The organism is Leptolyngbya sp. FACHB-671 (assembly GCF_014695745.1).
Classification (GTDB): Bacteria; Cyanobacteriota; Cyanobacteriia; order Elainellales; family Elainellaceae; genus JAAUTN01.
This window is the reverse complement of the sequence record NZ_JACJOV010000153.1, coordinates 477,363-491,117: the sequence shown is the minus strand read 5'-3', so window position 1 is coordinate 491,117 and position 13,755 is coordinate 477,363. Positions and strand designations below refer to the sequence as shown.

Sequence of the window (13,755 nt, the reverse complement as noted above, 5' to 3'; positions counted from 1 at the left end):
CTAATTCTTTGACTGACCTGGGAAACTCGCTTGAGTTCGATTGAACTGCAAGGCAAAGCCCAGGAGACAGTCTCAGCCATTAGACTGCTTCTCCCGGGCTTTTATCCCGCCGTGTGGCTAGCTCACCTTCCATCTAAATGGTTGCAATGGCTAGCTGGCTTCTCTCGGACCAGACACTCAAATCGTAGGACCTGAACCGGAACCCTAGAAGCGACCTAATTGTTTCTACTAGCTTCAGCAGAGGGAACCTTAGTAAAGAACCCGTCAAAATTCGGTTTCCAAACTAGACCGCCTCTGTTCAAGATTCGAAGCAAAGTGGCTCGAACGCCCAATAGAGTGTTGTTATCCCTTCGCTGACAAACCTTGCAGATGCTTAGTAAAAGAGTTACCAATGGAACTAAATAAAAAATGTCATAGATGCTACTAAAGAACGTCAGGATCGATCAAATCTCTTAATTTTTGTCTTCCCCTGACGGCTTCCGACTTACTCATAAACTGCTGCTAAAGCCTGATGGCGTGCGATCGCCCCAAAAAAACAGCATAAGATAGACAAGAATGTAAATTTTTAGCTTTGCTTAGCCTTGCGCTGCTTTCTTTTGACCAGCCTCACCTAACCAGCCTCAACAGTTGCTAATGACCCCAATTCAATCCAGCAGTGCCCCGTCGATTCGATACTCCCGTCGCGCAGTTGAGCGGGCAGAGCGGGCGGTGCGGTGTGCGCCCTTTCAACTCCATCTGTTCGCTACGATGCGTCAGGAGAGTGTTGGGTTAAAGGCGATCGCCGGACAATCCGGCATCCAAAACCGCTATACCCGTCGCTCCCTGCCCGAATTAGTGGCAGAAAATGATTTACTTTGGCTGATTCAAACTGGATTGCTGCGAAGAGAGGTAGACGGACAGGGCTTAACAGACAGCTTTCGACTGACGCCACTGGGTCGGCAACTGGTTGAAAAGTGGCAGCACAAGGGTGAACATCTACCTGCACCGAGCCTACTCGATCGCTTACAGAATGCTTGGAATCGTTGGGTTCGCCTACCAGACTGGATACGATAGCTGCCCCAAATCGCTTAAGTATTTCCGAACCAGTTCAACTGGCTCGAAACTGGCTCAAACCTGGCTCAAAAAAATATCTCGAATATAATGACTGGTCGAGGGATTGCGTAAAGCGTCCAAACGTTCATTTTCATATCAGCCATCCCCTCGTTCGGCAAATCTGCCCGATCGCCAGGGATTTCTCGGAGGTTTTGCATGAAAGCCATCATGGTTGTCGGGACAACGTCCCATGCTGGGAAATCGCTCCTAACTGCGGCGCTATGTCGAATTTTGTGTCGCCGAGGTTGGCGAGTTGCTCCATTCAAAGGCCAGAATATGGCGCTCAATGCTTACGTCACTGCAAGCGGTGGCGAAATTGGTCATGCTCAAGCAGTGCAAGCATGGGCTGCTGGGGTTACTCCTCGGGTGGAGATGAACCCAATTTTGCTCAAGCCTCAGGGCGACATGACTTCTCAGGTCGTGCTGAAGGGCAGAGTCGTAGGCAGGGTCGGTGCGGCTGATTATTATGAACAGTACTTTGAACCGGGCTGGCAGGCGATCGAAGAATCCCTGGCGCGCCTGGGAGAAGAGTTTGACCTGGTCATCTGTGAAGGGGCCGGTAGCCCTGCCGAAATTAACCTGAAGCATCGTGACCTGACCAACATGCGTGTGGCTCGTCATCTCGATGCGCCTACTCTACTCATTGCTGACATTGAGCGTGGCGGCGTTTTTGCTCATATCGTCGGTACCCTGGAGCTGCTGGAGCCAGAAGAGCGATCGCTGGTTAAAGGAATTATCATCAACAAGTTTCGAGGACAGCGATCGCTCCTGCAATCGGGCATTACCTGGTTAGAAGAGCGTACCGGAGTTCCTGTTGTGGGGGTCGTTCCCTGGCTCGATCATGCCTTTCCGGCAGAAGACTCTCTTTCCCTGCTTGAGCGGAATGCTAGTCCTGCTAGTAGCGAAATCAACATTGCGGTGATTCGGCTGCCCCGAATTTCTAACTTTACCGATTTTGACCCACTAGAGTCAGAACCCAGCGTCTCAGTCCGATATATCGGCTTGAAGGATTCACTGGGCTACCCCGATGCCGTCATTCTTCCCGGTTCCAAAACGACGATCGCTGACCTCATCATGATGCAGCGTACAGGCATGGCTGAAGCGATTCAAAACTACGCTGCTGCCGGAGGCACCGTTATGGGAATCTGCGGTGGTTTCCAGATGATGGGCAGAATGTTGGCTGATCCAGAAGGTATCGAAGGGCAAGAAGGTCGATACAAAGGGTTAGGACTGCTGCCCTTAAAAACGGTGATTACAGGGCAGAAGGTTGCGCGCCAACGCCTAGTCACGTCTAACTTTCCTCAGACAGGTCTACCCGTCACAGGCTACGAGATTCATCAGGGACGCAGCCACTTACTAGACGTTGAATCTCCTGACAATGAAGGGGCTTCTTTCAAACCCTTGTTTGATGATGTGAATTTGGGTGTAGTTGATTCAACCCAATCAATTTGGGGAGCCTATCTGCACGGCATTTTTGACAACGGACCCTGGCGACGTGCCTGGTTGAATCGTTTGCGTCAACAGCGAGGGCTGAAATCGCTGCCGACTGGCATCTCCAACTATCGAGAACAGCGGGAAGCCATGTTAGACTCCCTTGCTGACGTGGTTGAGTCCTACATCGACTTAACGCCGATCATGCCCTACCTGGGCAAATAAATTTCAGGGTTGTGTTATGAGCGTTCTGATTCGGTTTTTGCCCGACGATGTCTCTGTTGAAGCTGAGGTAGGAGAACCGTTGCTGCAAGTGGCAGATCGGGCAGGTCTGACTATTCCTACAGGCTGCCTGATGGGTTCCTGCCATGCCTGTGAAGTAGAAGTAGAAGGCGGTGATACGATTTGTGCCTGTATTACTGCTGTGCCGTCTGGTCAGCCGCAGCTTACGATCAATTTGTTTGTTGATCCAAGCTGGTAATGGGTGATGGAGGCAAGCGAACACTTGGGCAAACAGGTTAAGCGGGTGGCGATCGCCCTCGGTAGCAATGTCGGTGACTCTCCTGCCATCCTCAAATCTGCTCTGGATATTCTTGATCACACACCGGGCATTGTTCTACAAGCAACGTCACACTGTTACCGCACGGTTGCAGTTGGACCACCGCAACCCGATGTGTTGAATGCCTGTGCGCTGCTTGCAACAACTCTGGAGCCACAGGACTTGCTGAGTACCCTGCTGCAGATTGAAGCAAAGTTTGGGCGAGTCCGACGAGAACGTTGGGGTCCGCGATCGCTTGACCTTGATTTGCTCTTGTTTGACGACCAGATTTTGCAGCAGCCTGGTCTACAAATTCCGCATCCGCGCATGAATCAACGGGCATTTGTGCTGGTACCGCTTGCCGAAATTGCTGCCGATTGGGTTGAACCCGTATCTGGGAAAGCGATCGCCGAGTTACTTCAGCAGGTGGACTGCTCAGGAGTCAAGGAAATTGTCTTGGCTCACGACTGATTACTCCCTTCCCGGTTAAAGATTAGGGACTAAAAGATTAGGGATGCCCCCACGTCGCGGGGGCATCCCTAATCTTTTAATGGGAGAGTAGATGACCTCAAAGATATCCATGTTCTGCGAGAAACGCCGAACTCACTCCATCATTGGCAGGTTGAATCAGAGTTTCCAGGTCGGCGATCGCCTTTCCTGTTTGATCTCCCCCTAACCGCAAAAACTTTTCCACATATTTACCTAGCACGTCGCCTTCTAGATTGACGAGAGCATTCAGCTTGAGGTGACGCAGATTTGTTTCAGCATAAGTCAGTGGAATCACTGCCACCTTAAACCAGGTGCCCTCTGAATTGCAGTCTGCAACGGTTAGGCTTACCCCATTCACGGCAATGCTGCCCTTGGTGACGATGTAGCGAGCCACTCGCGGATCAGTGACCGCAAAGCTCATTTCCCAGGAGTTCGCCGTTTGCACCGATGCTTGCAGATAACCTACTCCGTCTACATGTCCGGTAACAAAATGTCCGCCTAGCTTACTGCCGACCTGCAAAGAGGCTTCTAGGTTGACGTAATCATCGCCTTCTCGCTGTCCTAACGTAGTGCGGTACAGCGTTTCAGGGGAAGCAGTGGCGATAAACCCGTTTGGCAAAATTCGGGTTACGGTAAGGCACACGCCATCGACCGAGATGCTGTCGCCAATCGCCAAATCTGTCAAAAACCACTCTGGTGCAGTCGTACCGCAGGAGATTTGTAGCTGGTCGTCCCCTAGAGAGTGAATCGTTCCTGTTGTCTGGATTAGTCCTGTAAACACGGTTTTACGTCCGTTTAGGTTTAGTTTGCGATCGTAAAGAATTTGCAAAAAAATTGAACTAACTTCAAATCCTTTTCACCTTAGCCGTCCTGATTTCAAGCTCTTGATCCTGAAACTTGGTGTTGGGGTCAATTTAGACTAGCTGCTGAGATCCCGACAGGCAGGCATCTCCATTGTTTCTCCAGTTAGCAGTCCATCTGCAGGTTTGCTTGAAGTTAGGCTAGAAGCCTGTCCTGAGAGCAGATTTTACTCGCTTGCATCGTGATCTTTTTAGTCAAAGATTCAGGTTTTTGGCTACGGATCAGGGCAAGATCAGGGCATACTGGAGTTCAGTAAAACTTATACGCCGGAACTTGTACAGGGAGAAGCAGGTGTTTGAACCTGGACACTTTTAAGAGTTGAGTGAAAATACTCATCTCAGCTCTGATAATTTTGACCGCAAAGGATATAACGGTAAGTGTCTAGCTATAACCTCACGCCCTTTGTCAGCCTAAATGTTACGTCTATCTGTCATTATGGATTCACTAACCCCAGTTTATCTGTTTGAGTTGAATCGTCCTTGCTCAATGGATTCTAGAGGCTAAGCCAATGATTGAAATGAAAGTCGCTGGAATTGCCCTGGATGCAGCAACCCGTAGCCCTATTGTGCTTTTAAGGGATGCTTCAGACCGTCGCCAGCTCCCTATCTACATCGGGCAGGACCAGGCAAGGGCAATTATCAACGCGTTAGAAAATCAGGCTCCGCCCCGTCCTTTAACCCACGACCTGATTGTTAATCTCCTAGAAGAGTGGGACATGGCTTTGGAGCGAGTGGTGATTCACTCTTTGCAGGACAATACCTTTTACGCCATCTTAACGGTGCGGCAAGGGGAGAATAAGAAAGAGATCGACGCTCGTCCCAGTGACGCGATCGCTGTTGCCCTGCGTACCAAAAGCCCAATTTGGGTCATGGAAGAAGTCGTTGCAGATGCCTCGATTCCAGTTGATCGAGATGCAGACGAAGCCGAACGGCTTGCCTTTCGCGATTTTCTCTCTAACCTGCGTCCAGAAGACTTCACCCAAAGAGGGCGATACAGCAGCGGCGAAGCTTAGAATGATCTGACACAGCCGCCTCAGTTTAATGCGCTATCGTCGCTTTGGCAAAACAAATCTGAATATCTCGATTTTCTCCTTGGGAACCATGCGCTATTTGGCTTCTGAGGAGAATGCTCGTTTGACGGTTGAGCGATCGCTCAAGTTGGGAATCAATCACTTAGAAACCGCTAGAGGCTACGGCAAAAGTGAACAGTTTTTAGGAAAGGCGCTGGTCGATCTGGAAATTCCTCGCACTCAAGTTCACATCACCAGCAAAATTCCTCCAACTGCCGACCCGGCCGCGGTGGAACGCAGCATTGATGACAGCCTCACTGCTCTGGGCACGGATTATCTAGACTGCCTTGCTATTCATGGCTTAAACACAGAGGAACATCTCGCCTGGGTGCAGGCTCCAGACGGCTGCATGAAGCCTGTGGAACGGGCGATCGCCACCGGTAAGGTGCGTCACGTTGGCTTCTCGACCCACGCACCGCTAGAGGTGATTTTGAGGGCGATCGCCACTGACCAATTCGAGTTTGTCTGCCTCCATTACAACTACTTCTTTCAGCGCAATGCTCCCGCTTTGGAACTTGCCAGCCAGAAGGATATGGGCATCTTCATCATTTCGCCAGCTGACAAAGGTGGAATGCTCTATACCCCGCCGCCAATGCTCTCAGAACTGTGCCATCCCTTCTCGCCGCTGGAGCTGAACTATCGGTTTTTGTTGAGCGATCGCCGCATTACGACCCTCAGTGTAGGTCCGGCAAATCCGACAGAGTTAGACGAGCCGCTAGCAGTCAGCGATCGAGACGACTCACTCACTGCGTCAGAAGTAGAAGCTTTAGAACGGCTGCAAGCTCATCAGGTTCAGGTTTTAGGAAGCGATCGCTGTAGTCAGTGTTATGCTTGCCTGCCCTGCCCCGAAGCGATCAATATTCCTGAAGTGTTGCGCTTACGCAATCTGGCTGTCAGCTACGATATGACTGCTTTTGGGCAATACCGTTATGGCATGTTTGAGAATGCGGGGCATTGGTTTCCGGGAAGGAGGGGCGATCGCTGTACTGACTGCGGCGACTGCTTACCTCGCTGTCCAGAACAGCTTGACATTCCCACACTGCTGCGAGATGCCCATGAGCGGCTAAAAGGAAAATCAGGACGGCGGCTCTGGGGGGAGTGATAGCGTAAGGTATGGACGGATTTCTAAATTTAAACAAACCTGCGGGTCTAACTTCCCACGACTGCGTTGCAAAAGTGCGGCGCTTACTGAAGCTCAAGCGAGTCGGGCACGGTGGCACTCTCGATCCGGCAGCTACAGGCGTTTTGCCGATCGCTCTGGGAAGGGCTACCCGTCTGCTGCAATTTTTGCCTGGAGGCAAAGCCTATCGCGCCACAGTTCGCTTTGGCGTGAAGACAACTACCGATGACCTGGAAGGCGAAATTCTTACGGCAGTGCCCTCACCAACTCTCACCCTGGATCAAGTCAAGCAGGCGTTACCCCAGTTTCAGGGAAAGATTCAACAAATTCCGCCCAGCTACAGCGCGATTCAGGTGCAGGGAAAGCGGTTGTATGAATTGGCTCGTTCAGGCGAAGCAGTAGAGGCTCCCATCCGCACTGTTGAAGTGTTTCAAATGGATGTGCTGGATTGGCGAGCAGGCGATTTTCCTGAGCTGGAGGTGGCGATCGCCTGTGGTGCAGGGACTTATATACGGGCGATCGCTCGTGACCTGGGCGATTGCTTAAATAGTGGTGGCACGCTTGCGTCCCTGACTCGCACTGCCAGCAGTGGCTTTCTCTTGACGGATAGCCTTACCCTCGACCAGCTATCTGAGCAAATTCAGCAGGACACTTTTTGTCCTATTTTGCCTGAACTCGCTTTAGAGCATTTGCCTATTGTCAACCTGTCTGCACCGGAGGGTAAGCGCTGGTGTCAAGGACAGCGAATTCGCCTAGAGCGGACTGGGCTTTTCCCAGCACCAGCTTGTCGGGTGCGTCATGAAAATGGTTTTTTTCTAGGAATAGGTCAGCTTGTCGAGCCAGAAGATATTCAGTCAAACGCTGCTGAGGTAGAAGATAGCGCACCGAAGAATGGACTAATTCTGTCTGCCCAAGTAGTCCTTGTCCCAGAAGGATAAGTAGGAGGGGTGGCGATCGCTTGCTCTCACCTATCCTTCTTCTATCGATTAAGTCTCACTTTAGCTTCGCGCTCAAGATTAGGGGCGCTAATGCAACGGTACTTGGCATACAGACCCATGTAGATTCCATAAAGAATGAGACCGAGGGCAACGACTCCCAATAGCCAGGGTCCGTAGGGCTGCTCTGCTAGTGCTCCTAATGCACCCCCAACTCCCCTTGCTTGCTCTGGGTTGGATTGGCGTGCTGCCACTATCAGGAAAAGACCAATAATGGTGTAAACAATGCCTCTGGAAGTAATGCCAACTCTGCCAAACCAGGTTGCGGCTTTGCGTTCAGCCTGGCTCATTTCCCTAATTTTGAGTTCCTTACAAAACTTGGCGCTAAATGCTTCATAGAAGAAGTAAAAGCCCAGACCGATTACAAATGCACCTCCCAAACCAACCAGCCATTGCCCAAACGGTTGAGAAAGAATTCGGGCTGTCCAGTCTTGAGCTGACGAGTTACCACCGTCACTGCTGCCCGCCGCTGCCCCCGAAGCAAGCTTGATTGCAGAAAATGCTAGTCCTGCGTAAATTACGCTAGTGGTTGCATAGCCCAACCGTTGAGCAATTCCTTTAGCGTCTGTACCAATGCCCTCTGGGTCAAGAACTGCTTGAACCAATCGCCACAGAACATATCCTGCCAGACCAATTGCGATGATGACGAGCAGAATTTGCCCAAATGGTTGCTTCACAATTGACTGCAGTGCACCCTGGGTGTCGGTCGTTCTGCCCCCTGTGCTAAAAGCCGCTTGAGCCGCCAAGATGCCGACGACGGCATAGACGACTCCTTTTGCGGCAAAGCCAAACCGAGCAAACCGCTCAATCCAGTCCGAAGAATCAGAGGAGTTAAAAGATGGCTGTGTCATTAGCTCAAGGTGAAGTCCTGCAAGCAGTACTGTGGCTCAAATCGCCTAGACGATGCATCTACCTAGAGCCAGAAGTAGGGGGAAAATTAGGAATTTAAAGTGCAAAAGGAAGAAATTAAATAAACACGTGCATGACTTTTGTATTTGTATTTTCTGCTTGAATAGGTGATACAAAATCCGTTGCGTAAAGAAAAGTCATTGTCATGTTATGGGTGAAGTATCTAGTGGAGAGGTTAACTAGGTTGCAGAGATTATGACCGAATGCTTTGCCCTCACTGATTACCGCTACTTCAGTAGAACTAAGAACAAGTAGAATTAGTTTTTGGCTTTTCTGAACTTCTAATTTCAACTCATTCTGTAGCGTTTGAACTGTTCTAAAAAATCAGAAGAGACAGTTTGCTTTTCGCCTATTTCAGTGTTTTGGAACAGAACGGTAAAGGCCCCTGCTCCTAATCCAGCCTGAGGAAACATCCGGTAGCAGGGAAGTTCTGATAAGTGGGATTGAAAGTTCTGTAAATGAGAAATTGTTATGGGCTGGAATTGGGGAAACTTTTGCAAAAGCCACTCGCTGACCTGCTCATTTTCTTCAGGTGAATAGGCGCAAGTCATGTAGGCTAAATAGCCTTGAGGCGCAACAAGCTGAGCAGAATTAGCTAAAATTCTTTTTTGCCGATTTGCGTTTTTGTTGATGTTGACTGGATGAAAGCATCCAGGCGCTTTTTCACCTTTAGCAAGCAAAGATTGACCGGTGCAAGGCGCATCCACAATCACGACATCAGCAGTTTTAGGAATTTTCTCAGCGAGAATCTTTGAGTCAAGGCTAACCACCAGTTTCTCCGCAGTGTGTTGGCTAAAGGCTCCTGAAACGGAACAGCGCTTTAGGTTGGAAACTAGTGCGCCGATTCTTTTGCCAATGACTTCATTACTGATTAGACTTTCAGGCTGCAAGGTTCTTAACGCAAAGAGGCTTTTGCCACCGGGTGCAGCACACATGTCAATGACGAGTTGTATTGGCTGAGTTCCTAACTGAGTTTCTACCTGAGGAATGGCTAAAAGTGAAGAGGCGGCGAAGACTGAAGAAAAGTCCAAGCAATAATAATATCCTTGCTCGTGCAGGGGATGTTTTCCTGGTTTCTCAGTAGCAGAAAGGCGATCGACAAAGGTGGGTTGCCAAGAGAGGGGAGGGGCGATCGCAAAGGGCACTTCTGTGCGATCGCGACACCACAAAATGCAGGAATAATCGGGCTGCGGCTGCATCAAAGCTTCAATAAAACGTTCTTGCTCTGATAAATCTGAGAATAGCCGCCGACTGAACTTGAGTAAAAGATTAGATGGCTTTTCCAAAAAAATAACGAAGAATTGATAATTAACTAAATCTAAACCGGGCTGACTTTAACCCCTTAGTTTTGTCACTTATTCTAGGATATGGGTCAGGCTGATTGTTCTTGCAAAGACGGGGATCTCTACCTTCTCACCCCCATTACCACTCGCACTAACATCCCGAATAAGCGAAAATAGAACCAAACTCTCTTGCCTTACCTTGAGCACCTCACCCAAATCACACACAGCAAATGTGCAGTCCGGTTTGGCCAAAGTCAGACCGCAAGATTCTCACTTTAATCGCGCCCGAGTTAGTTTGCGGCAGGCGCTAAATCAATATACTCAGTTTTTGCGGGTGCCCAAGCGAGGTGGGGGCAGCATTGAGCTTCAGGCTGCAATTAAGGCAGACTTAGACCACATTTCTACAGCGCTCGATAAGCTTAATCACAGTGTTTTTCGGGTGGCGGTGTTTGGGTTGGTGAGTCGGGGCAAGTCGGCGGTGTTGAATGCCTTGGTTGGGCAAAAATTACTGCAAACGGGACCGCTCAATGGTGTGACGCAGTGGGCGCGTTCTGTTTACTGGTCGCCTTCGGTCGCAGGTGAACCCTTTCAGGTAGAACTGATTGACACACCTGGACTAGACGAAATTGGCGGACAGGCACGGGCTACCTTGGCGCGAGAGGTGGCGCAACAGGCTGACCTGATTCTATTTGTGATTGCGGGTGACATGACTCGCACCGAATATCGGGCGCTGATGGAATTGCAGCAGGCGCATAAGCCGCTGATTTTGGTGTTTAACAAGACTGATCTTTATCCAGACCGCGATCGCCAAACTATTTACGAAAAGCTGCAAACCCTTTTTGCTAGTAGCGGAGACCGGTATCGTCCGATTCTTTCCCCGGACGACATTGTGATGGTCGCTGCTGATCCTGCACCGGTAGAAGTGCGGGTGGAATGGGAAGACGGGCGCGTCACCCATGAATGGGAAGCCCCACCGTTCCAGGTGGATGAGCTGAAGCAAAAGCTGCTAGAGATTTTGAACCGAGATGGGAAATCGCTGCTTGCTCTGAATGCGTTGCGACAGGCGAGAGAGTCAGAGGAGGCGATCGCCCACAAAACTCTAAAGCTGCATCAGGCGGAAGCCGAAGACTTGATCTGGCAATTTACCCGGTGGAAGTCCATTGCGATCGCCATCAATCCAATTGCCTTCCTGGATGTGTTGGGTGGTGCTGCAACTGATTTAGTCATGATCCGATCGCTAGCGCGGCTGTATGGGTTGCCGATGACTCGCTACGAAGCAGGTAAACTGTGGAATACGATTGTCTGGAGTTCAGGCGGACTGCTGCTAGGCGAATTGGGCAGCGGTTTGTTGCTGGGTGTGGGCAAGAGTGGTGCAGCCGTTGCCAGCGGGTTTGATAGCATTTCAGGATTTGCGGCTTATACAGGAGCGGCGATCGCCCAGGCAACCTTAGCAGGCTATGGCTCTTACCGAGTTGGCAAAGCTGCTCAAGTTTACCTGGAGCAAGGCTGCACTTGGGGACCGCTAGGAGCTAACACCGTCATTCAAGACATCCTCGAACAGATAGAGCCAGATAGCGTTGTTCATCGATTGCGCCGAGAATTAGGACAGTAGGGCACTTGCTCAGGCTTAAATCAGTCAACAAGCGCAGAAGCTAAAGTCACGAAAGTTAAGGTTGCACAGACCTAAGAAATGCAACTAGTACTTGCAAAAGCCACGCTCTAACTTCAGGGGAAGAATCACATGGAGCAACATCAAGATCGATCCCAGGATTACAGCAAAAATCTTGATAACTACGGCAGAAACCTTACTGCCAATACGCTATCGATTGCGGTATGGGTCGCGGCTTTAATTTCAGTGATTACAACCGGAGCCGTCACACTGATTATTCACGGCTATGACATTACCAATCCGGCTGCTCTGACAGGAATTCGCAGTACCAGAGAGCGACTAGATCAGCTAGAGCAACGCATGACTGATCTGGAAGCCAACATTCAGGGAAATAGTGATGACTCCTCCCTGGTCACGACCCTGGCAGATCTGCGAGCAGAACAGCAGCGGCTTCAGCAATCCATTAAAACGATGAAGACTGAGCAAGTTCGGCTTGAGCGCCAAACCCGTTCAGCCGAAACTCGTCTCGCCGATGTTGAGTGTGACCTGATCCAACACAACCTACAAGCTTACGGGACACGAGGACTTGAGCGAGGCGACTACCGCGTCGATCCAGCAACCTGCCAAACGGACGCTGCTGAATCTGGGGAGCAGGCTCCCGCTCAGTCAAATGGTCAATCCAACAATTCTCTGCCTCGTCAAATTATCCCTGCTAACCCAACCCCTGCTAACTAACGCTCAGGTGAATGGCGACTTAGCCCCTAAACGTTGAACCGGAACAGCAGCACATCGCCTTCCTGGACCACATACTCTTTGCCCTCACTGCGAACCAGCCCTTTTTCCTTGGCAGCGGTCATTGAGCCATTGGTCACAAGGTCTTTGTAAGCAACCGTTTCAGCCCGAATAAAGCCCCGCTCAAAGTCTGAGTGAATTACTCCGGCTGCCTGGGGTGCAAACATTCCCGCCTGAATTGTCCAGGCGCGAGTTTCCTTTGGCCCGGTGGTGAAATAAGTCCGCAGTCCCAGCAGTTCGTAAGTAGCACGAATCAGCGACTTTAAGCCCCCTTCCTCAACGCCGAGAGAGCCAAGGAAATCTGCCCTTTCTTCTTCGGGTAATTCGACTAACTCTGCCTCAACTTGAGCAGAGACAACTACCACCTGGGCATTCTCCTGCACTGCCAAATTCCGCACCTGGTCAACCCAGCCATTTCCCTCTGCTAAATCGTCTTCAGAGACGTTAGCCGCGTAGATGATCGGTTTGCCCGTCAGCAAGCCTAGCGGCTTGACCCAGATTTCTTCCTCTTCGTTGAGCGGCACCTGACGGGCAGATTTTCCTTCATTCAGGGCTGTTGCCAGTCTTTCTAACATTTCCAGTTCTGCCTGACCTTCTTTGCTAGAACGGGCTGACTTGCGCGTGCGCTCGATTCGCCGCTCAATTTGCGATAGATCGGCTAGCGCCAGTTCTAAATTAATTACCTCAATGTCGCGGAGCGGATCAATTGAGCCAGAAACGTGGATGATGTCATCATTTTCAAAGCAACGAACGACATGGACGATCGCATCCACTTCACGGATGTTGGCAAGAAACTGGTTGCCCAGTCCCTCGCCTTTACTGGCTCCCTTAACCAATCCTGCAATGTCTACAAACTCTACCCGCGTGGGTACGATTTCAGCCGATTCGGAGATTTTGGCTAAGACCTGTAGACGTTCGTCTGGCACTGCAACCACGCCGACATTCGGCTCAATCGTACAGAACGGGAAGTTAGCCGCTTGCGCCTTGGCATTCGCAACCAGAGCGTTAAATAAAGTAGATTTGCCTACATTGGGTAGTCCGACGATCCCGGCTCTTAGCATGTCGTTGTTGAAGAATCATAAGTCCAAAGTCCAGTTTTACAGGTTTTAGACCGGATCGGGTACTGCTGGCTGTGGAATTGGAGTCGGAATTGGCTGTGGAACTGGCGTAGGAATCGGTTCGGGCACCGGAGCCGGAATTGGTTGCGGAATTGGAGTGGGAATGGGCTCGGGGACTGGGCTAGGGATTGGTTCTGGGACTGGTCCAGGAACCGGGCTGGGTGTAGGGGACGGTTCTGGGATCGGCGGCAGTGGGTTGGGGTCAGGAATTGGTGAAGGGGGAAGTGGCTCTGTTCCAGGGATTTGAGGTCCGGGGTCAGGAGTTGGAGTGGGATAAATCAAGGCAGTTTGTTTTATTACTCAGCCTCTTTAGGGTAGGAAGCGATCGCCTCCTTTACCTCCTCCCAAAGAATGCAAATGGCAAATTCAAAAGGTCGATTTATAGCATTTCACTAGAAAAGGGCTACAGATGAAAGGGCACCCCACCGAGCGGGGTGCCCTTTCATCTG

General features: G+C 50.6%; 14 protein-coding genes and 1 riboswitch. Of the genes, 9 read left to right on the top strand and 5 right to left on the bottom strand.

Features of this window, described 5'->3' with window-relative positions; translation table 11 throughout:
• Positions 1-88: 88 nt before the first annotated feature.
• Positions 89-219: riboswitch (guanidine-I (ykkC/yxkD leader) on the bottom strand.
• Between the two features lie 414 nt (positions 220-633).
• From H6F93_RS27550 to folK, 4 genes are all read left to right on the top strand, one after another.
• Positions 634-1,053, top strand: a complete 420-nt coding sequence (locus tag H6F93_RS27550) for an Npun_F0494 family protein (RefSeq protein ID WP_190687898.1) — start codon at positions 634-636, stop codon at positions 1,051-1,053.
• A gap of 195 nt (positions 1,054-1,248) precedes the next feature.
• Positions 1,249-2,748 (top strand): cobyric acid synthase CobQ, encoded by a 1,500-nt coding sequence (gene cobQ / locus H6F93_RS27545; RefSeq protein WP_190687896.1) that lies wholly within the window; start codon positions 1,249-1,251, stop codon positions 2,746-2,748.
• A gap of 16 nt (positions 2,749-2,764) precedes the next feature.
• The gene (locus H6F93_RS27540) at positions 2,765-3,004 is read left to right on the top strand and encodes a 2Fe-2S iron-sulfur cluster-binding protein (RefSeq protein ID WP_190687892.1); all 240 of its coding nucleotides are present in this window, start codon (positions 2,765-2,767) and stop codon (positions 3,002-3,004) included.
• 6 nt (positions 3,005-3,010) lie between these two features.
• Positions 3,011-3,532 carry a 2-amino-4-hydroxy-6-hydroxymethyldihydropteridine diphosphokinase gene (gene folK / locus H6F93_RS27535; RefSeq protein ID WP_190687889.1) on the top strand — a complete coding sequence of 174 codons (522 nt, stop codon included), beginning with the start codon at positions 3,011-3,013 and terminating at the stop codon, positions 3,530-3,532.
• A gap of 97 nt (positions 3,533-3,629) precedes the next feature.
• Here folK and ribE read toward each other — a convergent pair whose 3' ends face one another.
• Positions 3,630-4,379: a riboflavin synthase gene (ribE, locus tag H6F93_RS27530; protein ID WP_199314067.1), complete on the bottom strand. Its 750-nt coding sequence runs from the start codon at positions 4,377-4,379 to the stop codon at positions 3,630-3,632.
• A gap of 540 nt (positions 4,380-4,919) precedes the next feature.
• On the opposite strand from ribE, the gene H6F93_RS27525 reads away from it, so the two are divergent.
• Genes H6F93_RS27525 through truB form a run of 3 tightly spaced genes read left to right on the top strand, consistent with a single transcriptional unit; the run spans position 4,920 to position 7,538 of the window.
• A complete protein-coding gene (locus tag H6F93_RS27525; RefSeq protein ID WP_190641303.1) occupies positions 4,920-5,423 on the top strand; it encodes a bifunctional nuclease family protein in 504 nt (167 codons plus the stop codon).
• Positions 5,424-5,451: 28 nt separating this feature from the next.
• Positions 5,452-6,582, top strand: coding sequence for an aldo/keto reductase (locus tag H6F93_RS27520; RefSeq protein ID WP_190687885.1), 1,131 nt, complete (start codon positions 5,452-5,454; stop codon positions 6,580-6,582).
• A gap of 11 nt (positions 6,583-6,593) precedes the next feature.
• Positions 6,594-7,538, top strand: a complete 945-nt coding sequence (gene truB, locus H6F93_RS27515; RefSeq protein ID WP_190687881.1) for a tRNA pseudouridine(55) synthase TruB — start codon at positions 6,594-6,596, stop codon at positions 7,536-7,538.
• Between the two features lie 41 nt (positions 7,539-7,579).
• On the opposite strand, the gene H6F93_RS27510 is transcribed toward truB, so the two are convergent.
• Positions 7,580-8,446, bottom strand: a complete 867-nt coding sequence (locus H6F93_RS27510; RefSeq protein WP_190687878.1) for a DUF1206 domain-containing protein — start codon at positions 8,444-8,446, stop codon at positions 7,580-7,582.
• 345 nt (positions 8,447-8,791) lie between these two features.
• The gene (locus H6F93_RS27505) at positions 8,792-9,790 is read right to left on the bottom strand and encodes an RsmB/NOP family class I SAM-dependent RNA methyltransferase (protein WP_190687875.1); all 999 of its coding nucleotides are present in this window, start codon (positions 9,788-9,790) and stop codon (positions 8,792-8,794) included.
• Between the two features lie 229 nt (positions 9,791-10,019).
• Between H6F93_RS27505 and H6F93_RS27500 the strand changes: the two genes are divergently transcribed.
• Both H6F93_RS27500 and H6F93_RS27495 read left to right on the top strand, forming a co-directional pair.
• The gene (locus tag H6F93_RS27500) at positions 10,020-11,399 is read left to right on the top strand and encodes a DUF697 domain-containing protein (protein ID WP_190687872.1); all 1,380 of its coding nucleotides are present in this window, start codon (positions 10,020-10,022) and stop codon (positions 11,397-11,399) included.
• A gap of 129 nt (positions 11,400-11,528) precedes the next feature.
• Positions 11,529-12,131: a hypothetical protein gene (locus tag H6F93_RS27495; protein WP_190687869.1), complete on the top strand. Its 603-nt coding sequence runs from the start codon at positions 11,529-11,531 to the stop codon at positions 12,129-12,131.
• Between the two features lie 26 nt (positions 12,132-12,157).
• Here H6F93_RS27495 and ychF read toward each other — a convergent pair whose 3' ends face one another.
• Both ychF and H6F93_RS27485 read right to left on the bottom strand, forming a co-directional pair.
• Positions 12,158-13,249 (bottom strand): redox-regulated ATPase YchF, encoded by a 1,092-nt coding sequence (gene ychF, locus H6F93_RS27490; RefSeq protein ID WP_190687866.1) that lies wholly within the window; start codon positions 13,247-13,249, stop codon positions 12,158-12,160.
• 45 nt (positions 13,250-13,294) lie between these two features.
• Positions 13,295-13,588 carry a gamma-aminobutyric acid A receptor, epsilon-like protein gene (locus H6F93_RS27485; RefSeq protein WP_190641311.1) on the bottom strand — a complete coding sequence of 98 codons (294 nt, stop codon included), beginning with the start codon at positions 13,586-13,588 and terminating at the stop codon, positions 13,295-13,297.
• Positions 13,589-13,755 lie beyond the last annotated feature (167 nt).

Excerpts from the sequence above, each read along its gene's own strand:
- H6F93_RS27550 (WP_190687898.1), top strand. The coding sequence starts at position 634 with ATGACCCCAATTCAATCCAGCAGTGCCCCGTCGATTCGATACTCCCGT.
- cobQ (WP_190687896.1), top strand. The coding sequence starts at position 1,249 with ATGAAAGCCATCATGGTTGTCGGGACAACGTCCCATGCTGGGAAATCG.
- H6F93_RS27540 (WP_190687892.1), top strand. The coding sequence starts at position 2,765 with ATGAGCGTTCTGATTCGGTTTTTGCCCGACGATGTCTCTGTTGAAGCT.
- folK (WP_190687889.1), top strand. The coding sequence starts at position 3,011 with ATGGAGGCAAGCGAACACTTGGGCAAACAGGTTAAGCGGGTGGCGATC.
- H6F93_RS27525 (WP_190641303.1), top strand. The coding sequence starts at position 4,920 with ATGATTGAAATGAAAGTCGCTGGAATTGCCCTGGATGCAGCAACCCGT.
- H6F93_RS27520 (WP_190687885.1), top strand. The coding sequence starts at position 5,452 with ATGCGCTATCGTCGCTTTGGCAAAACAAATCTGAATATCTCGATTTTC.
- truB (WP_190687881.1), top strand. The coding sequence starts at position 6,594 with ATGGACGGATTTCTAAATTTAAACAAACCTGCGGGTCTAACTTCCCAC.
- H6F93_RS27510 (WP_190687878.1), bottom strand. The coding sequence starts at position 8,446 with ATGACACAGCCATCTTTTAACTCCTCTGATTCTTCGGACTGGATTGAG.
- H6F93_RS27495 (WP_190687869.1), top strand. The coding sequence starts at position 11,529 with ATGGAGCAACATCAAGATCGATCCCAGGATTACAGCAAAAATCTTGAT.
- ychF (WP_190687866.1), bottom strand. The coding sequence starts at position 13,249 with ATGCTAAGAGCCGGGATCGTCGGACTACCCAATGTAGGCAAATCTACT.